General features: G+C 70.1%; 21 protein-coding genes. 5 read left to right on the top strand and 16 right to left on the bottom strand.

The annotated features are described in order from the left end of the window. Positions 1–43: 43 nt before the first annotated feature. From rodA to ndk, 6 genes are all read right to left on the bottom strand, one after another. The gene (gene rodA, locus BLT25_RS19310) at positions 44–1,267 is read right to left on the bottom strand and encodes a rod shape-determining protein RodA (protein WP_091049305.1); all 1,224 of its coding nucleotides are present in this window, start codon (positions 1,265–1,267) and stop codon (positions 44–46) included. Between the two features lie 11 nt (positions 1,268–1,278). Beyond that, positions 1,279–3,366, bottom strand: a complete 2,088-nt coding sequence (mrdA, locus tag BLT25_RS19305; RefSeq protein WP_091049304.1) for a penicillin-binding protein 2 — start codon at positions 3,364–3,366, stop codon at positions 1,279–1,281. A gap of 1 nt (position 3,367) precedes the next feature. Beyond that, positions 3,368–3,922, bottom strand: coding sequence for a rod shape-determining protein MreD (gene mreD / locus BLT25_RS19300; protein ID WP_091049301.1), 555 nt, complete (start codon positions 3,920–3,922; stop codon positions 3,368–3,370). Next, positions 3,919–4,935: a rod shape-determining protein MreC gene (mreC, locus tag BLT25_RS19295; protein ID WP_091049298.1), complete on the bottom strand. Its 1,017-nt coding sequence runs from the start codon at positions 4,933–4,935 to the stop codon at positions 3,919–3,921. The genes mreD and mreC overlap by 4 nt, the downstream gene beginning before the upstream one ends. A 1-nt stretch (position 4,936) precedes the next feature. Continuing rightward, positions 4,937–5,962: a rod shape-determining protein gene (locus tag BLT25_RS19290; protein WP_008358540.1), complete on the bottom strand. Its 1,026-nt coding sequence runs from the start codon at positions 5,960–5,962 to the stop codon at positions 4,937–4,939. Between the two features lie 263 nt (positions 5,963–6,225). Continuing rightward, the gene (ndk, locus tag BLT25_RS19285; RefSeq protein WP_091049296.1) at positions 6,226–6,630 is read right to left on the bottom strand and encodes a nucleoside-diphosphate kinase; all 405 of its coding nucleotides are present in this window, start codon (positions 6,628–6,630) and stop codon (positions 6,226–6,228) included. 110 nt (positions 6,631–6,740) lie between these two features. Between ndk and BLT25_RS19280 the strand changes: the two genes are divergently transcribed. Beyond that, the gene (locus BLT25_RS19280; RefSeq protein ID WP_305367625.1) at positions 6,741–9,164 is read left to right on the top strand and encodes a Tex family protein; all 2,424 of its coding nucleotides are present in this window, start codon (positions 6,741–6,743) and stop codon (positions 9,162–9,164) included. Positions 9,165–9,278: 114 nt separating this feature from the next. On the opposite strand, the gene BLT25_RS19275 is transcribed toward BLT25_RS19280, so the two are convergent. Beyond that, a complete protein-coding gene (locus BLT25_RS19275; RefSeq protein ID WP_091049291.1) occupies positions 9,279–9,983 on the bottom strand; it encodes a pyridoxamine 5'-phosphate oxidase family protein in 705 nt (234 codons plus the stop codon). 73 nt (positions 9,984–10,056) lie between these two features. Between BLT25_RS19275 and BLT25_RS19270 the strand changes: the two genes are divergently transcribed. Further along, a complete protein-coding gene (locus BLT25_RS19270) occupies positions 10,057–11,430 on the top strand; it encodes a MocR-like pyridoxine biosynthesis transcription factor PdxR (RefSeq protein WP_091049287.1) in 1,374 nt (457 codons plus the stop codon). Here BLT25_RS19270 and BLT25_RS19265 read toward each other — a convergent pair. Genes BLT25_RS19265 through BLT25_RS19255 form a run of 3 tightly spaced genes read right to left on the bottom strand, consistent with a single transcriptional unit; the run spans position 11,417 to position 13,548 of the window. Further along, a complete protein-coding gene (locus BLT25_RS19265; protein WP_091049285.1) occupies positions 11,417–11,686 on the bottom strand; it encodes a competence protein CoiA family protein in 270 nt (89 codons plus the stop codon). The two genes, BLT25_RS19270 and BLT25_RS19265, sit on opposite strands and share 14 nt — an antisense overlap. A 10-nt stretch (positions 11,687–11,696) precedes the next feature. Beyond that, positions 11,697–12,116, bottom strand: coding sequence for a DUF4233 domain-containing protein (locus BLT25_RS19260; RefSeq protein ID WP_256328686.1), 420 nt, complete (start codon positions 12,114–12,116; stop codon positions 11,697–11,699). Further along, complete coding sequence (locus tag BLT25_RS19255) at positions 12,106–13,548, bottom strand: bifunctional folylpolyglutamate synthase/dihydrofolate synthase (RefSeq protein WP_091049281.1); 1,443 nt, start codon at positions 13,546–13,548, stop codon at positions 12,106–12,108. Before BLT25_RS19255 ends, BLT25_RS19260 begins: the two co-directional genes overlap by 11 nt. Positions 13,549–13,652: 104 nt before the next feature. Between BLT25_RS19255 and BLT25_RS19250 the strand changes: the two genes are divergently transcribed. Beyond that, complete coding sequence (locus BLT25_RS19250; RefSeq protein WP_091049279.1) at positions 13,653–15,467, top strand: M48 family metallopeptidase; 1,815 nt, start codon at positions 13,653–13,655, stop codon at positions 15,465–15,467. Between the two features lie 43 nt (positions 15,468–15,510). Here the strand turns inward: BLT25_RS19250 and BLT25_RS19245 are convergent, their stop codons facing one another. Further along, positions 15,511–16,392: a GNAT family N-acetyltransferase gene (locus BLT25_RS19245; protein ID WP_091049277.1), complete on the bottom strand. Its 882-nt coding sequence runs from the start codon at positions 16,390–16,392 to the stop codon at positions 15,511–15,513. 80 nt (positions 16,393–16,472) lie between these two features. Between BLT25_RS19245 and valS the strand changes: the two genes are divergently transcribed. Beyond that, positions 16,473–19,103: a valine--tRNA ligase gene (gene valS, locus BLT25_RS19240; RefSeq protein WP_091049276.1), complete on the top strand. Its 2,631-nt coding sequence runs from the start codon at positions 16,473–16,475 to the stop codon at positions 19,101–19,103. A 150-nt stretch (positions 19,104–19,253) separates the two neighbouring features. On the opposite strand, the gene BLT25_RS19235 is transcribed toward valS, so the two are convergent. The 5 genes from BLT25_RS19235 to BLT25_RS19215 form a co-directional block, all read right to left on the bottom strand. Further along, positions 19,254–20,183, bottom strand: coding sequence for a hypothetical protein (locus BLT25_RS19235; protein ID WP_143033794.1), 930 nt, complete (start codon positions 20,181–20,183; stop codon positions 19,254–19,256). Positions 20,184–20,299: 116 nt separating this feature from the next. Further along, complete coding sequence (clpX, locus tag BLT25_RS19230; protein WP_091049272.1) at positions 20,300–21,592, bottom strand: ATP-dependent Clp protease ATP-binding subunit ClpX; 1,293 nt, start codon at positions 21,590–21,592, stop codon at positions 20,300–20,302. A 100-nt stretch (positions 21,593–21,692) separates the two neighbouring features. Next, the gene (locus BLT25_RS19225; protein ID WP_091049270.1) at positions 21,693–22,298 is read right to left on the bottom strand and encodes an ATP-dependent Clp protease proteolytic subunit; all 606 of its coding nucleotides are present in this window, start codon (positions 22,296–22,298) and stop codon (positions 21,693–21,695) included. A gap of 4 nt (positions 22,299–22,302) precedes the next feature. Further along, a complete protein-coding gene (locus tag BLT25_RS19220) occupies positions 22,303–22,965 on the bottom strand; it encodes an ATP-dependent Clp protease proteolytic subunit (RefSeq protein ID WP_371113349.1) in 663 nt (220 codons plus the stop codon). Between the two features lie 121 nt (positions 22,966–23,086). Further along, on the bottom strand, positions 23,087–24,097 hold the full coding sequence (locus tag BLT25_RS19215) for a lipase family protein (protein ID WP_091049263.1): 1,011 nt from the start codon (positions 24,095–24,097) through the stop codon (positions 23,087–23,089). Between the two features lie 208 nt (positions 24,098–24,305). Here BLT25_RS19215 and BLT25_RS19210 point away from each other — a divergent pair, with 208 nt between their 5' ends. Then, a complete protein-coding gene (locus BLT25_RS19210) occupies positions 24,306–25,064 on the top strand; it encodes a zinc ribbon domain-containing protein (protein WP_143033793.1) in 759 nt (252 codons plus the stop codon). Positions 25,065–25,079: the final 15 nt, after the last annotated feature.

The raw sequence follows: 25,079 nt of genomic DNA, 5'->3' as shown, positions 1-25,079 counted from the left end.
AACAGATGCCCTGTAGGGCAACCGGGACGGAACGTAATCGAGTTTACTGACGATGAAACGCGACATCTTTTCGCACTGCAGCAACCTGCAGGCGATCGCGCGAACGGAGGTCTTGAAGTGGTCCGGACCGGTCCAGACCGGTGCGCCGCGAACGGGCCGAGATGCCGAGCAGCAGACCGACCGCCAGCAGCGCCGCGATCATCGAGGATCCGCCGTAGGAGATCAGCGGTAGCGGCACCCCGGTCACCGGCATGATGCCCAGGCACATCCCGATGTTCTGGAAGCTCTGGATGCCGAGCCAGCACACGATCCCGGCTGCCGCCACCCGCCCGAAGAGGTCGTCGGTGCGCGCCGCGATCCGCAGGCCGCGCCACAGCACGACACCGATCAGCCCGATCACCAGCAGCGAGCCGACCAGCCCGAGCTCCTCCCCCACGACCGTGAAGATGAAGTCGGTGTGCTGCTCGGGGACGAAGCCCGCGCGGGCCTGCGATCCCTGGAACAGGCCCTGCCCGAAGATGCCGCCGTCGCCGATCGCGATCCGCGCCTGCTGGACGTTGTAACCGGCCCCGCGAGGATCCAGCGACGGATCGGTGAACGCCATGAACCGGTTGATCTGGTACTGCTTCAGCACCCCGGTCGCGACCACCGTCGTGGCACCCGCCACACCGGTCAAGGCCAGCAGCGCCAGCCACCGCCGCGGTGTCCCCGCGGCCGCCAGCACGCAGAAGACCGTCACCCCGAGCACCAGCGTGGTGCCGAGGTCGGGTTGGAGAAGGACCAGGACGATCGGCACCGCCGCGACCAGGATCATCGCGACCACGTCGCCCAGCGACACCCGTGCCCGCCAGCGGCCCTCGCTGCGCTCGGCCAGGACCAGCGCCATCGCGATGACCACGGCCAGCTTGGCCAGCTCCGAGGGCTGGACCTGCACCGGCCCGAGATTCACCCACGACTTCGACCCGTTGACCGTCGAGCCCATCACGAGCACCAGCACCAGCCCGACCACCGCGGCCAGGTAGACCACGGGCGTCAGGAGCCGGACCCAGCGGTGGTTGGTCGCGACCACGCCCACCATCAGCACCAGCCCGGCGGCCACGTTGATCGCCTGTTTGCGCAGGTAGGCGGTGGTGTCGCCGCCGGTGATCGCGTCCCGGTGGATGGTCGCGGACCAGACCAGCAGCACCGAGAGCGACACCAGGACCAGCACCGCGCCCAGGAGGACCAGGTCGATGCGGCGTACGAAGGCCATCACGTCGTTCTTCATCAGCGCCTTCCTCAGTCCTTGGGTGCGACGATCGAGCCGTCCGCGCCGAAGGCCGGCAGGTTCCTCGGCGGGTCGACGCCCCTGATCGCGGCCTTGTCGGGCCGGACCTCGGCGCCGCCCTCCTCGATCCCGTAGAGCGACTCCCACAGCTTGCGTACGGCATCGCCCACCGAGCCCGAGCCGGTGCCACCCTGGGAGATGGTCATGATGACCACGTACTTCTTGTTGTACGTCGCGACCCAGCCGGTCGTCTGCTTGCCGGTGACCTCGGCGGTGCCGGTCTTGCCGCGCACCTTCACCTCGTCGAGCGGGAACCCGCCGAACTTCCAGGCCAGGGAGCCCGACTGAGGAGTGCCGAGCAGCGCCTCGTTGACGTAGTCGATGCTCTTGGCCGACATCTTCACCTTGCCGGCGACCTTGGGATCGATCTTCTCGACCACCGTCCCGTCGCCGCTGACGACCGCCTTCCCGATCCTGGGCTCGTAGAGGGTGCCGCCGTTGGCCAGGGACGCGTAGGCCCGAGCGAGCTGGATCGGGGTGACCATGGTGTCGCCCTGGCCGATGGAGAAGTTCACCGCGTCGCCGGTGCGGTAGTAGTTGCCCTCGATGCAGAACTCGTGGGCGAAGAGCTGCAGGAAGTCGGTGGGGGCGTTCTTCTTCTCGTCCATCCGGCAGTAGTAGCCCTTCATGGCCTCGTAGTACTCGGCCTTCCACTTCCGGTCCGCGATCCGGCCCGCCGACTCCCCCGGCAGGTCGATGCCGGTGCGCTTGCCGAAGCCAAAGGCCTTGGCGGTCTCCACGAGCGGGTCCTTGGCGTTGACGTCGGCGGGGTTGGCGCCGTACTTCTGCCAGTAGTGGACCCCGACCTGGTAGAAGAACGTGTTGCAGGAGACCTGGAGCGCCTTGGCGAAGTCGATGAACCCGTAGGCGCCCGACTCGTAGTTCTTGAACACCCGGTTGCCCACCTGGAGCCCGCTGGAACAGTTGAGCAGGGTGTCGCGGCTGTAGCCGTTGTTGAGCGCGCCGACCGTCATGAACGGCTTCCACGTCGAACCGGGCGCGAACTGGCCCTGCGTCGCCCGTGGCAACAGCGGGTAGCCCGCCTTCTCTGAGTAGAGCCTGTCGAGCTGCTTCTGGGTGATCCCGCCGACCCATTCCTCGGGGTCGTACGTCGGCTGGTTGGCCATCGCGACCAGTCGGCCGGTCTGCGCCTCCATGACCACGACCGAGCCGGAGTCGGCCTCGAAGTTGCGGCCGGAGATCTTGTCGAAGGTGTTGCGCGCGGTCTCGATCGACTCGGCGAGCAGCTTCTCGGCACGGCCCTGCACCTTGGCGTCGATGCTGGTCACCAGCGTGTCGCCCGGCTGGGAGGCGACCGAGTCGCCGCGCCCGATCTCACGGCCGACCGAGTCGACGGTGACGGTGTCGTAGCCGGGCATCCCGCGCAGCCACTGGTCGTACTCCTTCTCGACGCCGGAGCGACCCACCATCGAGGTGATGTTGAGCGACTCGTCGCCGCGCTCCTTGGCGTTGTCGTTCTCGTCCTCGGTGATCGGGGAGAGATAGCCCAGCACACCGGCGGCGTTGATACCGAAGGGGCTGGGGTAGGAGCGCAGCGTCTGCTTCTCCGCGACCACCCCGGGGAAGTCCTCCGGCTGCTCGAGGATGCGCAGCGCGGTCGACTCGGAGACGTCGGTGGCGATCGGGACCGGCTGGTAGCGGGTGCCGGACCAGTTGGCGATCGCCTCGTCCTGCTTCTTCGGGGACACGTCGACGGCCTTGGCGACGCGAGCCATCAGCGTCTTCCTGTCATCGTCGTCGAGGCCGTCGAGCACACCCTGATCGAGGCTGACCACCCAGGCGGAACGGTTGGTCACGATCGGCCGGCCCTGGGCGTCGACGATGATGCCGCGCACCGGCTGGCGCACGATCTCGCGCTTGGACTGCGAGGCCGCCGCTGCTTGGTAGGCGTCGCCGTGGCGTACCTGCAGGTAGAAGAGCCTGACCCCGAGCGTGGCCAGCAGCGAGAAGACGAGCGCCTGGATCACGATCAGCCGCAGCCGGCTGACCTGCGCGGTGGAGAGTCTGCTCGCCGGCATCTCAGGAGTCCCCCTTGCCGATCAGCCACAGCAGCGCCGGGATCAGCAACGGCGCCAGCAGCAGGTCGTAGCCCACGCTGATCGCCACGGTCGGCAGCAGCGTCAATGGTGCCTCGCCGAGGATCAGGCCGCTGACCGCGAAGATACTGACCCCGATGAACGCGCAGGTTGACACCGTCGCCATCACGGTCGTCGCGTTGGGACGGCCCTGGCCACCGTGGCTGCGGCTCTCGCCGACGCTGCCTTCGCGGACGCGCCCGGCGACGTAGCCGACGATCAGCAGCGCGAGGGCCCACCGGCCCGCGGTGTGGTCGGCGGGCGGTGCCAGATCGAGCAGTACGCCGGCGGCGAACCCGGTCACCAGACCGGCCTGCCCGCCGCGGGAGAGCGCGACCGCGAGGACGACCAGGAGCGCGAGGTCGGGGGTGATCCCGCGGATGGCGAAGGCGGGCGCCACGCTCAACTGGAGGACGACGGCGATGACGACCAGCATGCCGACCAGGACGTTGCGCAGCACCGGTGCGGCGCTCGAGGCGCGGCCTTCCATCTGGCTCATCGCAGCTCTCCTTCCGGCGTGATCACGGCGCGGTCGCTCATGGTGCCGCCCGGCACCACCACGCCGACGACGTCGAGCGAGCCGAAGTCGACGTACGGCTTGATCCGGGCCGTCTGCGAGGAGTCGCGCACGCTCTCGAAGCTGTCGGTCACCTCGCCGATCGGCAGCCCGGAGACGTACGGAGCGGCCCGGCCGTCACCCCAGGTGATGACCGTGTCGCCCTTGAGCGGGGCGGTGGACCGGTCGACGAGGTCGAGGGTCAGCAGACCGGAGCCGGCGACCACGCCGGAGCCCCGGACCATGCCGACCTGGCCCGACTTCTTGCCGCTGCGGTCCTCACCGCCGACACGACCGCCGACGACCGAGGCGGCGTCGACGATCAGCAGGACCGTCGCCGAGGTCTTGGTGACCCGCAGCACCCGGCCGACCAGGCCGTCGCCGGTCACCACCGACATGTCGGACCTGATCCCGGCGGCGCTGCCGGCATCGATGGTGACGGTGCGGCGGAAGGTCTGGGCTGGGCCGTAGGCGGTGACGCGCGCCGGCACCATGGAGTAGCCGAGGTCCTCGGCGGCGCGGGTGATCGACTCGTACTCGGCGAGCTTGGCCCGGCCGTAGTCGGTGACCTCGACCTGGCGGCGCAGGGTGGAGTTCTCGGCCTCGAGCTTCGCGACCCGGTCGCGCAGGTCGTCGCGGGTGTCGAACCACTCCGGGATGTCGGTGAACGGACGGGCGACCAGGGCAGCGCCGGTCTCGAGCGGGGAGATCACCTCGCCGACCGCGGCCCGGGCCGGCTCCAGGACGGGGGTCTGGTCGAGCGTGGCCAGCGTCGCGCAGCACAGGATGAGCGCGATCAGCCAGGTGCGCTTCGGCCCCCCGCCGCCGGGCTTGGTCTCGAGGCTGCCGCGGCGGTTGAGCCTCTCCCGCGGCGTACGGACCTTGGGTTTGGGGCCTTTGCGTTGTTCCAGCCCTTTGCGCAGACGTTCGCTGGGGCGGGGGCTCAGCAACGACACGTCACCATCTCCTGTTCTCGTTCACCAGGACGGGGCGGAGCACGTCGTAGTCCTCCACGCAGCGGCCGGCGCCCATCGCGACCGAGGTCAGTGGGGACTCGGCGACGTGGACGGGCATGCCGGTCTCGTGGCGCAGGCGCTCGTCGAGCCCGCGCAGGAGGGCACCGCCGCCGGTCAGCACGATGCCGCGGTCCATGATGTCGCCGGCCAGCTCGGGTGGCGTCTGGTCGAGGGTGGACCGGACCGCGTCGAAGATGTCGTGCAGCGGCTCCTCGATCGCCTTGCGCACCTCGGCGCTCGAGACGGTCACGGTGCGCGGCAGGCCGCTGACCAGATCGCGCCCCCTGATCTCGGCCTCAGGCTCGTTGGGCAGCGGCCAGACCGAGCCGAGCGTCATCTTGACCTCCTCGGCGGTGCGCTCGCCCAGGAGCAGCGCGTGCTCCTTCTTCAGCCAGGTCATGATCGCGTTGTCGAGCTGGTGGCCGGCGGTCCTGATCGACTGCGAGGTGACGATGCCGCCGAGGCTGATCACCGCGACCTCGGTGGTGCCGCCGCCGATGTCGACGACCATGTTGCCGGTCGGCATGTGCACCGGGAGCCCGGCGCCGATCGCGGCCGCCATCGGCTCCTCGATGATGTTCACCATCCGAGCGCCGGACTGGTAGCCAGCCTCCTTCACCGCGCGGATCTCGACCGCGGTGATCCCGGACGGGACGCAGATGACCATCCGCGGCTTGGCGAAGTAGCGGCGCCGGTGAACCTGCTGGATGAAGTAGCGAAGCATCTGCTCGGTCGCCTCGAAGTCGGCGATCACGCCGTCCTTCAGCGGCCGCAGCGCGACGATGTCGTCAGGCGTACGTCCCAGCATCTTCTTGGCCTCATGGCCGACGGCGACCATCTCGCCGGTGTTCTTGTTGAGCGCGACCACACTCGGCTCATCGACAAGGACACCCTTGCCGCGAACGTAGACGAGTGTGTTTGCGGTGCCGAGGTCCACCGCCATGTCACGTCCAATGATGCTCGCCATACGTCCTCGCGTTCCCGGGGCGCCGCGTCGGGGATCTGTGCTGCAGGATACGGGCCTCCCGACGAGGCTACGAAGGTCCGAGCCTCAATCCGGAGAGGCTCGCCGAAACCGCAACGATACGGGGTACGTCCGCGGCGTCGAAGCCGGGGATACCTGGTTTCGGACACCGTCGAAAGACCGTGAAAACGAGAGATCGCGCCGGTGGATCACCGGCGCGATCGGTCAGCGGATCCGCGCTTCGTGCGGTCGCTTCCTGCGGCGTCTCAGGCGCCGAACCAGAGCTTGATCTCGCGATCGGCCGACTCAGGCGAGTCGGAGCCGTGCACGAGGTTCTCGCGGTTGGAGAGGGACAGGTCACCGCGGATGGTGCCCGGGGCGGCCTTGCGGCCGTCGGTGGCTCCGTTGAGCGCACGGACGACCTCGATCGCCTCGTCGCCCTCGAGGACGGCGGCGACGAGCGGGCCGGAGGTGACGAAGTCACGCAGCGGCGGGTACCACGGCTGCTCGACGTGCTCGGCGTAGTGCTCGTCGGCCGTGCCCGCGTCGATCGTGCGGTGCTCCAGCTTCACGATCGAGAGGCCCTTGGCCTCGTAGCGGGACAGGATCTCCCCCACCAGGCCCCGGCGGACGGCGTCGGGCTTCAGGATCACGAACGTGCGCTGCGTCATGGGCTGAGCGTATCGGGGCGGGCCGGCCCGGGCACGTTCGGGCCGGTCGCGGCCGTGCCTCGTCAGCCTTGTTGAAACCATGTCGGTGGGATGCGGCAGGATGGCGTTCCGTGACGACAACCCCATCAGCTCCGACGCTCGCAGACTCGATGGCCGCCATCCCGGCCCGCATCGCCGAAGATCTCGGGGTGCGCCCGGCGCAGGTGACCGCCGCTGTCGCCCTGCTCGACGAGGGCTCGACGGTGCCGTTCATCGCGCGCTACCGCAAGGAGGTGACCGGCGGCCTCGACGACGCCCAGCTGCGTACGTTGGAGGAGCGTCTCGGCTACCTGCGCGACCTGGAGGAGCGGCGTGCGGCCGTACTCGCCGAGATCGCGAAGCAGGACAAGCTCACCCCCGAACTGCAGGCCTCGATCCTCGCCGCCGACACCAAGGCGCGGCTGGAGGACATCTACCTGCCGTTCAAGCCGAAGCGGCGCACCAAGGCGATGATCGCCCGCGAGAACGGGCTCGAGCCGCTGGCCGACGGGCTGATGGCCGACCCGTCCCAGGACCCGGTCGCTCTCGCCGAGGGTTTCCTCGGGGAGAACGTGGCCGACACGAAGGCCGCGCTCGACGGCGCCCGGGCGATCCTGGTCGAGCGGTTCGGCGAGGACGCCGACCTGATCGGCACGCTGCGCGAGCGGATGTGGAAGCAGGGTCGCCTGGTGACCCGCGTCCGCGAGGGCCGCGAGAACGACCCGGCGGCGGCGAAGTTCTCCGACTACTTCGAGTTCTCCGAGGCGTACGCATCGCTGCCGTCGCACCGCACCCTGGCCGTCCTGCGCGCGGAGAAGGAGGAGGTGCTCGACCTCACCCTGTCCCCCTACGCCGAGGAGCCGGAGCCCGGGGTCGCCACCGACTACGAGCGCTCGATCGCTGCCCGTTTCGAGATCACGGACTCCGGCCGTCCGGCGGACAAGTGGCTGGCCGAGACGGTGCGGTGGGCGTGGCGTACGCGGATCCTCTTCCGCCTCGAGCTCGACATGCGCACCCGGATCCGCACCGCTGCCGAGGAGGCCGCGATCGCGGTCTTCGCCGACAACCTGCGCGACCTGCTGCTGGCCGCGCCGGCCGGTACGCGGGCGACGATGGGCCTGGACCCCGGCATCCGCACGGGCGTGAAGGTGGCCGTCGTGGACGCGACCGGGAAGGTGGTCGACACCTCGACGGTCTACCCGCACGAGCCGCGGCGTGACTGGGACGGATCGCTGGCGACCCTGGCGAAGCTGGCCAAGAAGCACTCCGTCGACCTGATCGCGATCGGCAACGGCACCGCCTCGCGCGAGACCGACAAGCTCGCCGCCGACCTGCTGAAGCTGCTGCCGGACCTGAAGATGACCAAGGTGATGGTCTCCGAGGCGGGCGCCTCGGTCTACTCCGCCTCGGCGTACGCCTCCTCCGAGCTTCCCGAGCTCGACGTGTCGCTGCGTGGGGCGGTGTCGATCGCGCGCCGCCTTCAGGACCCGCTGGCCGAGCTGGTCAAGATCGAGCCGAAGTCGATCGGCGTCGGGCAGTATCAGCACGACCTGCCCGAGTACGGCCTCTCCAAGTCCTTGGACGCGGTCGTCGAGGACTGCGTGAACGGCGTCGGCGTCGACCTCAACACCGCCTCGGCTCCGCTGCTGCGTCGGGTCTCGGGGATCACCGAGTCGCTCGCCTCGGCGATCGTCGCGCACCGGGACGCCAACGGCCCGTTCCGGACCCGACGCGAGCTCACCAAGGTGGCGCGGCTCGGCCCGAAGGCGTTCGAGCAGGCGGCCGGGTTCCTCCGGATCCGTGGCGGCGACGACCCGCTCGACATGTCCGGCGTCCACCCGGAGGCCTATCCGGTGGTCAACCGCATCCTGGACAAGGCCTCCGCGGACATCGGGTCACTGATCGGCAACACCTCGACGCTGAAGTCGCTGAAACCGTCGGAGTTCGTCGACGAGCAGTTCGGTCTGCCGACGGTCACCGACATCCTCTCCGAGCTCGAGAAGCCCGGCCGCGACCCGCGCCCGGAGTTCCGCACGGCCACCTTCTCCGAGTCGGTGCACGTGATCGCCGACCTGCGTCCCGGCATGGTCCTGGAGGGCACCGTCACCAACGTGGCCGCCTTCGGCGCCTTCATCGACATCGGGGTCCACCAGGACGGCCTGGTCCACATCTCCGCGATGTCGGACAAGTTCGTCGAGGACCCACGCGACGTGGTCCGCTCCGGTGACGTGGTGCGCGTCAAGGTCCAGGAGGTCGACGAGGCCCGCAAGCGGATCTCGCTCACGCTTCGGCTCAACGACGACGCTCCCGCGGGTGCGGGCGCCAAGAGCGAGTCCGGCGGTCGCCCCAGCGGTGGCCAGCGCGGCAGCCAGCGTGGTGGCCAGCGTGGCGGCCAGGGCAAGGGCGGGCCCAAGGGTGGCGCCAAGAGCGGCGGCAACCGTGGCGGGCAGAGCAACCGCCCCGCCCCCGCCAACAGCGCCATGGCCGACGCGCTGCGGCGCGCCGGGCTCAGCTGAGCGCTGGATGTTCACCGAGGTAACTCGGTGAGCGGTCGGGGGGCACGCCGAGTTATCTCGGTGACGTTTCACTTCCTTCGCGGAGTTCCACGAAGGAAGTGTGCGCTCACCGAGTTACCTCGGTGAGCATCCCTCCGCCCCGAGCCCGGCGGCGCGGCGTACGACATCCTCCGGGGCCGGCCCGGAGGCGTCCTCGGCGGTGACCGGGGCGCCGGCGACGCGGTGGATCGGGATCACTCCGGCCCAGGTCCCGGAGTCGATGTCGTCGGGGTCGTCGACCGGGCCCTCGGCGCGCGCCTTCATCGACGCCTCGGCGAGCGGGAGGGCGAGTACGGCGGTCGCGGCGAGCTCCTTGCGGGTCGCCGGACGCAGGGTCTCCCAGCGGCCGGGGATCATCTGGTCGACGACCAGCGCGAGGGCGCGCTCGCGCTCCTCCGGGCCCTCGACCAGGCGGGCGCGGCCGATGACCACCGCCGAGCGGTAGTTCATCGAGTGATGGAACCCGCTGCGCGCCGCGACCAGGCCGTCGAGCTCGGTGATCGTGACGCACACGTCGCGCTCCAGCGCCCGGGCGAGCCAGCCGGCGGCCACCGAGCCGTGCAGGTAGAGCGACCCGCCCGCGTCCGGGCCGTCGAGATCGAAGCCGTACGCGGTGGGAAGGACGACCGGGTGGGCGTCCTCGCCCGATCCGACGGTGACGCCCAGATGGGCGATGAGCGCCTCACCGAGGAAGGTGTGGAGGCGCTCGCGGTCGGGGACGGCGCGGTTCTTCCCGCGGCTGACCCGGGTGCGTGGGGTGGGTGACAACGTCGTGCTCATGGCACCATCCTGGTAGCGAAGTGGCCTGCACGCACGGGCCAATTCGGACCTACTCCGACAGGCCATTCGACCGATGCTCCCCGTGACCCTCGACCGCACCTGCGGCGAGCCGCTCCCCGCCCAGCTCGCCGGCCAGGTCCGCACCCTGGTCCTCTCCGGCACCCTCGGGACCGGCGACCGGCTGCCGTCCAGCCGCGCGCTCGCCGCCGATCTGGGCGTCTCGCGCGCGGTGACCGAGCAGGCCTACGACCAGCTCACCGCCGAAGGGTGGCTGGAGGCGCGCCGCGGATCCGGGACGTACGTCGCCACGACCCACCCGAGAGGAGTGACGTCTCGGCTGACGCGCGTGACCTCTGGGCCGACCGGGGTGACGTCTCGGCCGACGGGAGCGACGCCTCGGCCGACGGGAGCGACGTCTCGGCTGGATACCGGCACCCCGTTCTTCGATCCGCGGCTGGAGTCGGGGTGGCGGCGGGCGTGGCGGGAGGTCTCGGTGGCCGCTCCCCCGCGGGGGTACGACGATCCGCGGGGGCTGCGAGAGCTGCGCGAGGCGCTGGCGGCGAGGCTCGGGCGCACCCGCGGCCTCGACCTCCACCCGGACGAGATCATCGTGACCGCGGGCACCACCGACGGGCTCCGTGCGCTCCTCCCCGAGCTGCGCCACGGGCCGGTGGCGGTGGAGGACCCGGGATACCGGGCGGCGGCCGAGACGGTGCTCACCTACAGTCGCGAGGTCATCGATCTACCGGCCGTGGAGAGGGTCACCGACCTGGGGCCTGCCGTCGCGGCGTACGTCACTCCGGCGCATCAGCACCCCCTCGGGCGCGTGATGCCGGCGGCCGACCGGCTGGCGCTGCTCGAGGCGGCCAGACGGGCGGACGCGGTCGTGATCGAGGACGACTACGACTCGGAGTTCCGCTACGACGTCGCGCCGGTGCCGGCGATGGCCAGGCTGGATCGCGGCCGGGTGGTCTATCTCGGCACCGCGGCGAAGTCGGTGGTCCCGACGCTGCGCCTGGGCTGGTTGGTCGCACCGCCCGACCTGCACGAGCTGATCCTGCGCCGCCGCACGATCACCCACGCCGGCGCCGCCTGGCCCTCGCAGCGCGCACTCCTGACGTTGCTCCGCGACGGCTGGCTCGACAGGGCCGTACGCTCCGCCCGCCGCGTCTACGCCGAGCGTGCCCCGAGGGTGGCCGAGGCGATGAGCCCCTACGCCACGCTCGCCGGACCGCTCGCCGGGATGTACTCGACCTGGCTGCTGCCAGAGACGGACGCCCTCCGAGCCCGCGACGCCGCGCGAGCCGCCGGCTTCGAGATCAACCTGCTCTCCACCTACGCCCGCACCAGCGGCCTGACCGGGCTGGTGATCGGGTTCGGCGGCGTGAGCGACGCGGAGCTCGATCAGGCGCTCGCCGCGATCACCGGCGCACTCAGCGACCGCTAGCGTCGTCCTCGATCAGGTCGAAGAGGTTCTCGAGGCTGTCCGGGTCGTCCTCGCCCCCACCGACGGCCCACCCGGAGCTGGTTCGCTTCAGCTGCGCGCCGACGAGCCGGCACGACTCCCCTGCCTTGTGCGCGTAGTGGGCCGTACGCGTCCGCGGCCGCCGCAGCACCAGCGCGTTGCCGCACGCGGGGCACAGTGCCCAGTCGGTGGCCGTCTCGTCGTCCGTCGCCATCTGCAGCTCGTCGCGCTCCTCCACGGCAGCCAACCTACCTGGGCTCGGCCTCTTCCCCGGCCACTTCCTCGGCCTCTTCTTCTGCGGTGATCCGGTCGAACGCCTCGAAAGCCGCGGCACGCTCGCTCTCGATCTTGCGACCGAGGATGTCGGCCATGCCCCACAGCACCGCGAAGATCACGCCGACGACGAACATGATCGGGATCAGGAAGCCCATCCCGATCGCGACGACCTGCAGCACCCAGCCGACCCAGTAGGCCCACGGGCGGCGCAGCATGCCGGCGACCACGATGCAGGCCACGAAGAACCCGAGGCCCAGCGGCAGCGCCAGCCCGGCGGAGACCCCGCCGATCGAGATCATCACGGGTGCGGCCAGCGCGACCGCGAGTCCCTCCATCGAGATGATCGCGGCGCACATCCCACGCCGCGGCGACTTCTCCCGCTCACTCGCCATCTGCGTCCGCCTCCAGGTAGGCCTCGAGCTCGGGGTCGGCGGTAGGCACGACGCGGGCGGTCGCAGCCGACCCGGCGGCCGGGCCACGAGACCCCAGCAGCGTACGCGCCTCCCCGGCGGTCACCACGGAGCCCGTCACCAGCACCGCGCCCTCGGAGATCGAGCCGCCGCCGGAGGACTCCGACAGGCCGATCGCGGCGTCGATCGCGTCGGCGAGACGCGGGACCACGGAGACGCGCTCCTCGCCGTAGAGGTCGACGGCGATCTTCGCGAGCTCGATGGCCGGAAGGGCACGCTCGGTCGAGTTCTGGGTGACGACGAGATGCTCCAGCACGGGCTCGAAGGCGGCGAGCAGACCCTCCACGTCCTTGTCGCCCATCACCCCGATGACCCCGACGACGCCGGAGAACGAGAAGGAGTCCTCCAGTGCGGCGACCGTCGCCTCGGCGCCGGCAGGGTTGTGGGCGGCGTCGAGCAGGACCGTTGGGGACGACCGCATGATCTCCAGCCGGCCCGGCGAGTCGACCTTGGCGAACGCGTCGCGCACCAACTCGTCGGCCAGCACGGTGTCGCCGAGGAACGCCTCGACCGCGGCCAGCGCCGCCGCCGCGTTCTGCGCCTGGTGGGCGCCGTAGAGCGGCAGGAAGAGGTCCTCGTACGTCCCCCGCAGCCCGCGCAGCGTGAGGATCTGTCCGCCCACCGCCGGAGTGCGGGAGACGACCGCGAAGTCGGTGCCCTCCCACAGCAGCCGGGCGCCGACCTCGGCGGCGCGCTGGTCCAGCACCGCGGCGACGTCGACGGACTGCTCGGCGATCACGGCGATCGCACCGGGCTTGATGATCCCGGCCTTCTCGCGGGCGATCGCGACCGGCGTGTCACCGAGGTACTTGGCGTGGTCGACCGCGATCGGGGTCACCACGGCGACGTCGGCGTCGGCGACGTTGGTCGCGTCCCAGCCGCCGCCCAGGCCCACCTCGACCACGGCCACGTCGACCGGCGCCTCGGCGAACTTGGCGTACGCCATGCCGACCATCGTCTCGAAGAACGACAGCGGGTGCGGCTGGTCCTCGTCGACCATGCCCAGATAGTGGGCGACGTCGTTGAACGCAGCCACGAACTCGTCGTCGTCCAACGGCGAACCGTCGACCGAGATCCGCTCGTTGATCCGCTCGACGTGCGGCGAGGTGAACCGCCCGACTCGCAGATCGAGCGACCGCAGCAGCGTGTCGATCATCCGGGAGGTGGAGGTCTTGCCGTTGGTGCCGGTCAGCTGGATGATCCGGAACGCGTCCTGCGGGTCGCCGAGAATCTCGAGCAGGGCACGGATCCGGTCCAGCGACGGCTCCAGGCGGGTCTCGGGCCAGCGCGACTGCAGCGCTTCCCAGACCTCTTCGATCGTGGCCGCCAGGCGCGGCGCGGGAGTCTCACTCATCAGCCCGAGTCTAAGGCGTGGTCCCTTCCCAGCGAATCGCCGGACCGACTACCCTCCCCCTCATCTCGGACTGACACCCCATCCCCCACCAAGGTCCCCCATTCATGCGTACGCTCCGGGCTGCTCTCGCGGTCTCGCTCCTGGCCGTCGCCTACGTCCTGGCTGCCTTCGCGCTGGTCGGTCGGCAGGTGGCGCCGCGACGCCACGCCCGGACCCCCAAGGATCCCGGTGGGCTCGTCCTCACCGAGCAGGACCAGCCGGGACTGTGGGCGGAGGTACGCCAGCTGGCCGCCGCCGCGGGGACCCGCGCTCCCGACGAGATCCGCCTGGTGCCGGACGCCAACGCCGCGGTCAGCGAGGAGACCAGCCTCCTCGGCCTCCGGACCGGGACCCGGCGGATGTTCCTCGGCGTACCTCTCCTCCAGGGGCTCTCCCGCAACCAGCTCCACGCGGTGCTCGCCCACGAGCTCGGTCATCACAGCACCACCCACACCCGGCTCGGCGCCCTCATCCACCGCAGCCGGCTGGCGATCGCCGAGGTCGCCGCGAGCCTGTCCAACCCGCTGGTGAAGCGGCCGTTCCGGACGTACGCCCGTCTCTTCTTCTCCCTCACCGGTCCCATCGCGCGGGCCCACGAGATCGACGCCGACCGGCTCAGCGCCCAGGTCGCCGGGCCGCGGACCGCCGCGATCGCGCTGCGCACCCTCCCCGCGCTCGACGCCGCCTGGCGCATCTACCTGGAGCAGTACGTCGAGGCCGGCACCCACTACGGCCTGCGGCCCACCCGCTTCTTCGACAACTTCACGAACCTGATGAGCGACCCCGAGCGACTCGAGGAGCTCGCCAGGATCAGCGCGGCGCCGCCGGAGGCGAAGACGTCCGCGTACGACTCGCACCCGCCGCTCTCCGAGCGGATCCAGCGGCTGGAGGCGATGCCCGAAGACCCCGATGCCCCCGATGGCAGGGCCGCGGAGGACAAGTCCGGCAACGCCACCAGCATCCTGCGCTACCCCTCACAGAACTTCCTCGCCCTCGAGGACAAGACGTTCGCCGGCTCCGGTCTGACCCCGGCGCCGATGGCCGAGATCGTCACCGTCGCCGGCGCCCGCGCCGCGGCCATCAACGCCGAGGCCCTGCTGAACGCGATGCAGGAGAACCAGGTCCTGCCGGCCACGGTCCGCGGCGCCCTCGACCTGATCGCCGCCGGCAACCTCGACGCACTCCTGGACCTGGTCGAGGTCGACGACGCGGAGGCGAAGCGGAAGGTCATCGCCCGGCTCCTCGGCGCCGCCATCGCCCATGAGCTGGTCGGCGAGGACAAGGCCCGCTACGAGCTCAGCTGGGCCGGCCCGTGGCGGCTGGTCGACATCGCCGGCCAAGAGGTCGACCCCGAGGACCTCGCCTACGAGGCCCTCGGCTCCCCCGGCTACGCCGCCGCCCTGCGCGCCTGGGTGCACCAGCTCGACGCGAAGGTCGACCCGAAGCCCGACAGCGAGGCCGGCCCGGCACCGACCCAGCCCGACGGCTACATCGGCGCCCTCGCCCCGATCTCCGGCGACGGCTTCCGTACGCTGCTGGTCACCGACGCCGGCCTCATGCTGCTCAAGCCCTCCGGCTCCGACCGCCTCGCCACCGGCCTGGCCTCGGTGACCGCCGGCTCCCCCGGCCGCAAGCTGATCCAGCGCGCCCTGGACAGGTCACCGGCCGAGCTGGCCGCCACCGCCAACGCCGCCTACGTCCCCTGGGACCAGATCCGCGCCCTCCACCTCAAGCAGAGCAGCAGCGGCCGCCGCTCCGCCGACATCACCACCGCCGCCGGCCAGGGCTGGTCCCTGCGCTGGACCGACGCCGCCGAGGCCGAGGGCCACATCTGGCCCGCCGTCGACCACTACCTGGGTCGCCGCTTCACCGTCGACTGACCTCATGCCGAGTCGGCTCGTTCTAACGCGCCGACTCGGCAGGTCAGGGGACGATCGTGTGGTTGGCCATGTCGACGACGGGGCGGTAGCCGATCTTGGCGTAGACGTGGTTGGAGACGGGGTTGTCGGCGTCGGTGAACAGGCACAGCCGCGTGCCGTCGGCGCCGAGGAGGCGTGAGGCCTCGGCGGTCACCGCGGTGCCGTAGCCGTGACCCCGCTGCTCCTTCGGCGTGTAGACCGGCGCGATCCGGACGACACCGTGAGCCGGCGGGGTCGCACCGACCAGGGACACGACCTCACCGTCGACCTCCCACAGCAGCAGGAACTCCTCGATCCGGCGCCGCACCTCGTCTTCGCCGACGGCAGCGTGCTCGTGGGCGTAGGCCTTGTTCGAGGACTGCTCCCGGGCGGCGTGCCCGAAGTCGGCCAGCCACTCCCGGCACAGCTCGAGGTCGTCGTACGTCGCCGGGCGGGCGTGCCCGGGCACACCGGACGGGACCACCAGCGTGCCGAGCTCGTGCAGACGCGACGCCATCGCGACGCTCACCCGCCCGCCCGCGAGCCGCGCGGTCTCCTCGGCCACCGTCCGGGCCGCCGGGAGCGCGCCGTTGGCCCCACCGGCGTACTCGCCCCTCGCGTGCAGCGCCCGCGCCAGCTCGAGCGCCGCCGGCTCGGGCATCGGGCAGACGTAGAGCGGGTAGGGCTCGAAGTTGGCCGTCCGCATCGCCGCCCCCACGACACGGGCACCGACACGGTCACCGTCGCGGGCGACCGCGAACCAGCGATACGGCCCCTCCTGCTCCACCCGGGTCGCCTTCTCCGCGTTGGTGGCGACCACGTTGGCGGTCACCGGCTCCGCGGCGAGATAGTCCTTCGCGACGGCGAGGAACTCGGCTGGGTCGGTGAAGAAGTCGATGGTGCCCATGACCGAAGCATGGCGAGGGCATGACACCGGTCTCAACCGGGTTTCGCGCCAGCAACCGCGCGCCCATAGGATTTGGTCCCATGACTGAGACCACGCCCACGCAGACCGCACCGGAGACGACTACGCCCGCTGAGCAGCGCGTAGTCGCCGTACCGGACAAGCCGGTCCTCGAGGGCCTGGAGGCCAAGTGGGCCGAGCAGTGGAAGAACGAGAAGACGTACGCCTTCGACCGCACCCAGCCGCGGGAGAACGTCTACTCGATCGACACCCCGCCGCCGACCGTCTCCGGCAGCCTGCACGTCGGCCACGTCTTCTCCTACACCCACCCCGACCTGGTCGCCCGCTTCCAGCGGATGAACGGCAAGTCGGTCTTCTACCCGATCGGCTGGGACGACAACGGTCTTCCCACCGAGCGACGGGTCCAGAACTACTTCGGCGTCCGTTGCGACCCGAGCCTGCCGTACGACCCCGACTTCACCCCGCCGGAGAAGCCCGACCCGAAGCGCCAGATCTCGATCAGCCGGCCCAACTTCGTCGAGCTGTGCAACCAGCTGGTCGTCGAGGACGAGAAGGTCTTCGAGGACCTGTGGCGCACGCTGGGTCTCTCCTTCGACTGGGACCAGCAGTACACGACGATCGGCAAGGTCTCCCAGACCGCCTCGCAGCGGGCGTTCCTGCGCAACCTCGCCCGCGGAGAGGCATACCTGCAGGAGGCGCCGACCCTGTGGGACGTCACCTTCCAGACCGCCGTCGCCCAGGCCGAGCTCGAGGCCAAGGACTACCCCGGCTTCTTCCACCGCGTCGCCTTCCATGCCCCTGACGGCGCGAAGATCCACATCGAGACCACCCGCCCCGAGCTGATCCCGAGCGTCGTCGCACTGATCGCCCACCCCGACGACGACCGCTACAAGCACCTGTTCGGGAGCACCGTCTCCAGCCCGATCTTCGGCGTCGAGATCCCCGTCCTGGCCCACGAGGCCGCGGAGATGGACAAGGGCGCCGGCATCGCGATGTGCTGCACCTGGGGCGACCTCACCGACGTCCAGTGGTGGCGTGAGCTCAACCTCCCCGCCCGTGCCCTGATCGGCCGTGACGGCCGCTTCTCCCGCGAGACCCCGGAGTGGATCACCACGCCGGCCGGCACCGAGGCGTACGAGGAGCTCAAGGGCAAGACCGTCCACTCGGCCCGCGAGGCCGTGGTCGCGATGATCCGCGACTCCGGTGACCTCGAGGGCGAGCCGAAGAAGACCCAGCGGATGGCCAACTTCTACGAGCGTGGCGACAAGCCGCTCGAGATCGTCGCCAGCCGGCAGTGGTACATCACCAACGGTGGCCGCAACCCCGAGCTGCGTGAGCAGCTGCTGGCCCGCGGCGGCGACCTGACCTGGCTGCCCGAGCACATGCGTCACCGCTACGACAACTGGGTCGGCGGCCTCAACGGCGACTGGCTGATCTCCCGCCAGCGCTTCTTCGGCATCCCGTTCCCGGTCTGGTACGCACTCGACGCCGAGGGCAACCCCGACTACGACAAGCCGCTGCTGCCCAGCGAGGACCAGCTCCCGATCGACCCGTCGACCGACGTCCCGGCCGGCTACGAGGAGGCGCAGCGCGGCAAGCCCGGCGGCTTCCAGGGCGACCCGGACGTCATGGACACCTGGGCAACCTCGTCGCTGACCCCACAGATCGCGGGCGGCTGGGAGTCCGACCCCGACCTGTTCAGCCGGGTCTACCCGATGGACCTGTGCACCCAGAGCCACGAGATCATCCGCACCTGGCTCTTCGGCCGCATCGTCCGCGCCCACCTCGAGGACGGCACCGTCCCGTGGAGCCACGCGATGATCGCCGGCTGGATCCTCGACCCCGACCGCAAGAAGATGTCGAAGTCGAAGGGCAACGTCGTCGTCCCGACCGAGATCCTCGAGAAGTTCGGTGCCGACGCGGTTCGCTGGCGCGCCGCGCTGACCCGGCCGGGCATGGACTCGCCGTTCGACGAGACCCAGATGAAGGTCGGTCGCCGCCTGGCGATGAAGATCCTCAACGCCTCCAAGTTCGTCCTCGGCAACGTCGGCGCGTCCACGCTGAACCCGGTCGCGATCACCCAGCCGGTCGACTGCGCCCTGATGGCCCGCCTCAAGGAGACGATCACCAAGGCGACCGACGCCTTCACCGCCTACGACTACTCCACGGCGCTGGAGACCTCGGAGAAGTTCTTCTGGGAGTTCTGCGACGACTACCTCGAGCTGGTCAAGGAACGTGCCTATGACGAGGACGGCGGTCTGGCCACCGAGTCCGCGCGCGCAACGCTGGCCACGGCTCTCCACGTCCAGCTGCGCCTGCTGGCCCCCTTCCTCCCGTACGTCACCGAGGAGGTCTGGTCGTGGTGGCAGACCGGTTCCATCCACACCTCCTCGTGGCCGCGTGAGCTCGAGCTCGGCACCGCTGCCGCCGCCGACCCGGCGGCGCTCGACGCCGTCGCGGCGACCCTGACCGGGATCCGCGGCGCGAAGTCGACCGCGAAGGTGAAGATGCGTCACCCGCTGGCCAAGGCCGAGGTCACCGGCCCGGCCAAGCTGGTCAAGGACGCCGAGGCCGCCGCGCCGGACCTCAAGCGGGTCGGCAACATCGTCGGTGACCTCTTCTTCACCGTCGACGAGAACGCCACCGAGATCACCGTCACCGCCGAGCTGGCCGAGGTCTCCCAGGAGGCCTGAGCCTCAGGCCGACGGAGCCCGAAACGACGGAGCAGGCCCCGGACCGCGATGCGGTCCGGGGCCTGCTTCGTCCCTCACTCCAGCCAAGCGCCCGGGGGGACTCGCTCGGCCGGTCACTCTGGCGTGGTGCGGTCGCCATCGGAGTGATCCCTACTGCACCGACTTCTCGGCACAAGTCTGGTCGTCCTTGCTGCCTTCCTTCGGCTCCTGCTCCGGCTCCGATGTATCCGACGTCCCAGTGGTGGACGGCTCGGTGTCGGACGGCTCAGCGGATTCGGTGGTGGCCTCGGGTTCGGCTGCGGGCGACGACCCTACCGGTGTCTTCGGCTCAGCGCACGCCTCGTCGCACTCCGGCGTGGCATCCGGTTCGCGATCCTTGTTCGATCCCGGCAGCGTCTTCACATCCTCGGCGATCGCGGCGGTGAGCTCGCAGGCGTCCTGGATGACCTGTTCGGCCTCGGACTCGTGCTTGGTCGACTCCGCGTCGGGGTCCTTCGTCTCTGCCGGCTCTTCGTCGGATTCCCGGTCGGCCTTGGGCTCTTCCAACGGAAGGTCCTCGACCGGGATGCCGGCGTCGGCGGCGATCAGCTGCCGCAGGAACATCGGCACGGCCTCGTCGACGGGGCGGGCGTCCTCCTCGGCCACGAACGGCCACAGCAGCGGCGCCATGATGCCCGGGATCGGTCCCACGGACGGGACCAGCGTGGGTGGCTTGCCGTGGCCCTCGTCCTCGCCGGGGTCGGCAGGCGTCGTCGGATCCGCGGAGGGCGGTGCGTCGGGCTGCTCGGCGGGCGCGGACGGCGCCTTGTCCGGCTTCTCGTCCTCGCGGCTCTTCGGCGGGGCCGGGTCCTCCCGGTCGCTCCCCCGGTCCGGATCGGGCGTGGTGCTGGGAATCGTCGACACCCCGGAGACGTCGGGAGACGGCGCCGGAGGGATCACGGTGAAGTCGGCCTGGCCCGAGAGCGTACGCGGCACCCGGTGCAGCGCGGAGACGTCCGGGCTGAGGGTCTGGATGACCACGAGCAGGCCGATGAGCACTACGGCGGCGTAGGCCATCACCGGGCCCCTCTGGAACCTCACGTGCCCACTTCCCTACCGAGTGACGGAGCTGGAAAGGTACAGATGCTCATCAGTGCGTATTCTGTCCGACCGCCCGGGCCAATACCGACCCGGGCAGCGAAAATGACCCAAACGGGCTACGCGGACTTCTTCTTGGTTTCCTTCTCGCGCGGCACCAGGGTCGGCATCTCGCCGTCATCGACCACCTCGCGGGTCACGATCACCTTGCCGACGTCGCCACGGGAGGGCACGTCGTACATCACGTAGAGGAGGACCTCCTCGATGATCGCCCGCAGGCCTCGGGCACCGGTGCCGCGCTCGAGGGCCTTGTCGGCGATGGCGGTGACCGCCTCCTCGGTGAACTCGAGGTCGACGCCGTCGAGGTCGAAGAGCTTCTGGTACTGCTTCACCAGCGCGTTGCGCGGCTCGGTCAGGATCTGGACCAGCGCGGCCTGGTCGAGCTTCTCGACGCTCGCGATCAGCGGCAGCCGACCGATGAACTCCGGGATCAGCCCGAACTTGGTGAGGTCCTCGGGACGCACCAGCTTCAGGAGGTCCTCGGACTCCTTCTCGGCCTTGCCGCGCACCTCGGCGGTGAAGCCGAGGGTCTTCTTGCCGACCCGCTGCTCGATGATGTGCTCCAGACCGGCGAACGCGCCACCCACCACGAAGAGGATGTTGGTGGTGTCGATCTGGATGAACTCCTGGTGCGGGTGCTTGCGGCCACCCTGCGGCGGCACCGAGGCGGTGGTGCCCTCGATGATCTTCAGCAGCGCCTGCTGCACGCCCTCACCGGAGACGTCGCGCGTGATCGAGGGGTTCTCCGCCTTGCGGGCCACCTTGTCGATCTCGTCGATGTAGATGATGCCGGTCTCGGCCTTCTTGACGTCGTAGTCGGCGGCCTGGATCAGCTTGAGGAGGATGTTCTCGACGTCCTCGCCGACGTAGCCCGCCTCGGTCAGAGCGGTGGCGTCCGCGATCGCGAACGGGACGTTGAGCATCCGGGCCAGGGTCTGCGCCAGGTAGGTCTTGCCGCAGCCGGTCGGGCCGATCACCAAGATGTTGGACTTGGCGACCTCGACCTGCTCCTCCTTGGCGTGCTTGCCGGGACCCTGCGGGCCGCCGGGCTGCAGGCCGGCCTGGACGCGCTTGTAGTGGTTGTAGACCGCCACCGCGAGCGACTTCTTCGCCTGCTCCTGGCCGATGACGTAGGAGTTGAGGAAGTCGAAGATCTCCTTCGGCTTGGGGAGGTCGGCGATCTCGACCTCGGAGCCCTCGTTGAGCTCCTCCTCGATGATCTCGTTGCAGAGATCGATGCACTCGTCGCAGATGTAGACGCCGGGACCCGCGATGAGCTTCTTGACCTGCTTCTGGCTCTTCCCGCAGAAGGAGCACTTCAGCAGGTCACCTCCGTCGCCGATGCGTGCCACGAGTGGCCTTCCTTCCCCGACTTGTGCTGCTAGGTCCGAATAGTTACTGACGGTACCCCGCACCGCGCCCTCAGTGTGGGAGCGGCGCGGGGCCCGAAGGTCAAACGAGCGCCGGCGTCTTGAGCGACTCGAGCACCGAGTCGATCAGGCCGTACTCGACCGCCTGGGCGGCGGTGAGGATCTTGTCGCGCTCGATGTCGTGGCTGACCTCGTCCATCGACTTGCCGCTGTGGTCGGCGATCATCTTCTCGAGCAGCTCACGCATCCGCAGGATCTCGTTGGCCTGGATCTCGATGTCGGAGGTCTGGCCGAAGGTGCCCTCGGTGTAGGGCTGGTGGATCAGGATGCGGCTGTTGGGCAGCGCCATCCGCTTGCCGTGAGCACCCGCGCCGAGCAGGATCGCGGCAGCCGAGGCGGCCTGACCGATGCAGACGGTCTGCACGTCCGGCTTGATGAACTGCATCGTGTCGTAGATCGCGGTGCAGGCCGTGAACGAGCCACCGGGGCTGTTGATGTAGATCGAGATGTCCTGGTCCGGGTTCATCGACTGCAGGCAGAGCAGCTGGGCGATGACCGCGTTGGCGACATCGTCGCTGATCGGGGTGCCCAGGTAGATGATCCGGTCCTCGAAGAGCTTGGCGTAGGGGTCGATCCGGCGGACGCCGTAGGACGTACGCTCCTCCCACTGCGGGATGTAGTAGTTCATGTCCTCAGTCCTTCTTGTGAGCGGGGCGGCCCTCGTCGGAGGCTTCCTTGGCACTCCGGATGACCTGGTCGACCAAGCCGTAGTCGAGAGCTTCGGCGGCGGTGAACCAGCGGTCGCGGTCTGCGTCCGTGGTGACCTGCTCGACGCTCTGGCCGGTGTGCTCGCTGATCAGATCGAGCAGCACCTTCTTGATGTGCAGCGACTGCTGGGCCTGGATCTTGATGTCGGAGGCCGAGCCACCCATGCCCGAGGAGGGCTGGTGCATCATGATCCGCGCGTGCGGCAGCGCGTAGCGCTTGCCCTTCGCGCCGGCGCACAGCAGGAACTGGCCCATCGAGGCGGCCAGGCCCATGCCGACGGTCGCGACGTCGTTGGGGATGTAGTTCATCGTGTCGTAGATGGCCATACCGGCATCCACCGAGCCACCGGGCGAGTTGATGTGAAGGAAGATGTCGGCCTCGGGGTCCTCCGCGGAGAGCAGCAGGAGCTGCGCGCAGATCGCGTTGGCGTTCTGGTCGCGGACCTCGGAGCCGAGGAAGACGATGCGCTCCCGCAGCAGTCGGTTGTAGATGTTGTCGTCGAGAAGGCTCAGACCGCCGCCGTTGCCGCCCAGGCTCGGGGAGAGCCCTGGGGCACCGGCATGAGCGTCAGCCGCGCTGGAGTCGATGTTCACAGGATCGACACTAGCCGCCACATCCCGTTGTTCCACGGCTGGTGTGCCATTGTTCGCCGACGGCAGAACTATTGGCGATCGCGTGGCAATCCGGGCGGCGCCGCGATTCCGACGGCTACGCCAGCCAGCGCAGCAGGGCGTCGTGGACCGCGGGATGGTTCGACAGCGGCGTGTCGGCGGTCGAGAGAGCGAAGCGCTCCGCCGTGGGGAACAGGTCGCGCACCCGGCGCGTCCGCAGCGGCGTCTTGTGCCGCCACCACAGCATCTCCCCGAAGAGTCGACCCACCCGGTTGGGGCGCGAGGTCGCCTTGTCGGTGACCAGCAGATAGTCGACATCCGGTCGCGGCGGGAGCATCGCCTCGTCGGCCCCGACGACCGCGATCCCGGCGAGGTGCTCGTCGATCTGCTTGCCGACCCCACCCGAGATCGGGGCGGAGGTGACCGCATAGGGGGTCGTGCCGAGGGCGATCAGCTCGGAGACGTACGTCGTCCAGGGCCGCGCGCCGGAGGTGGCCACCCCGAGCGCGTTGCGGGCGATCAGACCACCACCGGCGTAGGCGACCAGGACGATGCGTGGCGAGCCGGCAGAATCGATGTGCGGCTCCGCGGCAAGAGCGTCGAGGCACTCCTGGATCCGGCTGCTGAGCGCCACCGCGGCGGGCACCGACCTGCTGCCGGCCGACACGTGCATGTGCAGCGGCATCCAGCCGAGCAGTTCGGCGAGCCGGTCGGCGTACGTCGCCCCGGTCGCCTGCGAGCCCTCGTCCCAGACGGTCTCGCTCTTGCCCGCCGGCGGGATCAGGACCAGGATCCGAGGGCTCGTCCCGACCTGTCGCTGGGCGGCGGCCCACTCCTTCGGGCTGACCGCGCGGCCCTGGTGCCGGACGGTGACGGCGGGTCCGGAGTCGGCGTTGACGACGCCGCGGACGATCGGCGTCGCGAGTGCGAACGGGGCCGCGAACGGACGTCGCGCGAAGGCCGTGATGCGCCAGGCGAGCTTCGCCAGACCGACGAGGCCGGCAACCTTGCCCTGACCGCGGTCGAGCAGCTCCTCGGCGTCGGGGTCCACCGGGGCGTCCTCGACGTTGAGGACCACGGCGCGGACGGTCTCAGGGCTGGGGGTCACGCTGGCAGCGTAGGGCCTCCGCCCCGCCGACAGGATCACCTGTGGCCACTGTTCGGCCCGCCTGTGTCTCAGATCACACCGCGACGACCATATTCAGTCCGTTTGCGTTCACTCGCACGTATGGTGTCTGTGATGCTGTTGTTACTGGTGTTGCGTGACGACAGCGGTCTTCACGGGTTACCGTCGGATGGGGAAGGGGGTGTCCGGGGTGAGCGAGGAAAAGGAATCGCACTGCCTGTCGTGCGGCGATGCGCTGCTGCCGGGGGCCGTCTACTGCATCGGCTGCGGCACCCCGCTCCTGGCTCCCCCGGAGCGGCACCGTCCACTCTTCGTCGACGAGCTCGGCGAGGGGGCGACCACGGGCCGCAGCACGCGCGGGTACTTCTTCGACGAGGCTGCCTCGCCACCGCCGGCGCGACGGAAGGGTCGCACCGCCCCGATCCTGGTGATGATCGTGGTGCTGGTGCTCATCGCCGGCGTGCTCGGGTTCATCTTCGGCAAGGACGGGATCGGCCCCGTGCAGTCCGAGGCGGAGCCGGAGCCTTCGGCCAGCCCCACGAGCGAGCCGTCCAGCGAGCCCTCCGTGGACCCGAACGCCCCGCCCGAGCGCCAGCTGCTCCGCATCTCCCGCCTCGACACCGAGGCAGCCACCAAGCTCATCGGCACCTGGATCCCGCAGCTCGCGGCGGTCGGTGCCGGGGACGGCGGCGACACCGACTGGGACCAGGCGCTCACCCGCTACCAGAGGATCAAGACCGCCCACCCCGAGGCGCTGCTCCTCGACACCGGCGAGTGGCCGAGCTCCTACGTCAAGCCGGGGATGTACGCCGTCGTGGTGCCCCATCCCAGCGACACCTCCAGCCCCGCGCTGGAGTGGTGCGTCGAGCAGGGACTGTCGAAAACCGACTGTGCGGCCAAGCACCTGGAGGTCTCGGGCGACCCGACGGACAACTTCGACGCCCAGTAGCGCCGACTCACCCCA

It is taken from the genome of Nocardioides sp. YR527, from assembly GCF_900101045.1.
Classification (GTDB): domain Bacteria; phylum Actinomycetota; class Actinomycetes; order Propionibacteriales; family Nocardioidaceae; genus Nocardioides.
This window is presented reverse-complemented; position numbering and strand designations above follow the sequence as displayed.

What these genes read in the sequence shown, in the direction of transcription:
- BLT25_RS19260 (WP_256328686.1), bottom strand. Translation starts at nt 12,116, where the DNA reads ATGGCGAGTGAGCGGGAGAAGTCGCCGCGGCGTGGGATGTGCGCCGCG.
- ndk (WP_091049296.1), bottom strand. Translation starts at nt 6,630, where the DNA reads ATGACGCAGCGCACGTTCGTGATCCTGAAGCCCGACGCCGTCCGCCGG.
- mreD (WP_091049301.1), bottom strand. Translation starts at nt 3,922, where the DNA reads ATGAGCCAGATGGAAGGCCGCGCCTCGAGCGCCGCACCGGTGCTGCGC.
- BLT25_RS19255 (WP_091049281.1), bottom strand. Translation starts at nt 13,548, where the DNA reads ATGAGTGAGACTCCCGCGCCGCGCCTGGCGGCCACGATCGAAGAGGTC.
- BLT25_RS19290 (WP_008358540.1), bottom strand. Translation starts at nt 5,962, where the DNA reads ATGGCGAGCATCATTGGACGTGACATGGCGGTGGACCTCGGCACCGCA.
- BLT25_RS19270 (WP_091049287.1), top strand. Translation starts at nt 10,057, where the DNA reads ATGCTCCCCGTGACCCTCGACCGCACCTGCGGCGAGCCGCTCCCCGCC.
- rodA (WP_091049305.1), bottom strand. Translation starts at nt 1,267, where the DNA reads ATGAAGAACGACGTGATGGCCTTCGTACGCCGCATCGACCTGGTCCTC.
- BLT25_RS19275 (WP_091049291.1), bottom strand. Translation starts at nt 9,983, where the DNA reads ATGAGCACGACGTTGTCACCCACCCCACGCACCCGGGTCAGCCGCGGG.
- BLT25_RS19225 (WP_091049270.1), bottom strand. Translation starts at nt 22,298, where the DNA reads ATGAACTACTACATCCCGCAGTGGGAGGAGCGTACGTCCTACGGCGTC.
- BLT25_RS19250 (WP_091049279.1), top strand. Translation starts at nt 13,653, where the DNA reads ATGCGTACGCTCCGGGCTGCTCTCGCGGTCTCGCTCCTGGCCGTCGCC.
- valS (WP_091049276.1), top strand. Translation starts at nt 16,473, where the DNA reads ATGACTGAGACCACGCCCACGCAGACCGCACCGGAGACGACTACGCCC.
- mrdA (WP_091049304.1), bottom strand. Translation starts at nt 3,366, where the DNA reads ATGCCGGCGAGCAGACTCTCCACCGCGCAGGTCAGCCGGCTGCGGCTG.
- BLT25_RS19245 (WP_091049277.1), bottom strand. Translation starts at nt 16,392, where the DNA reads ATGGGCACCATCGACTTCTTCACCGACCCAGCCGAGTTCCTCGCCGTC.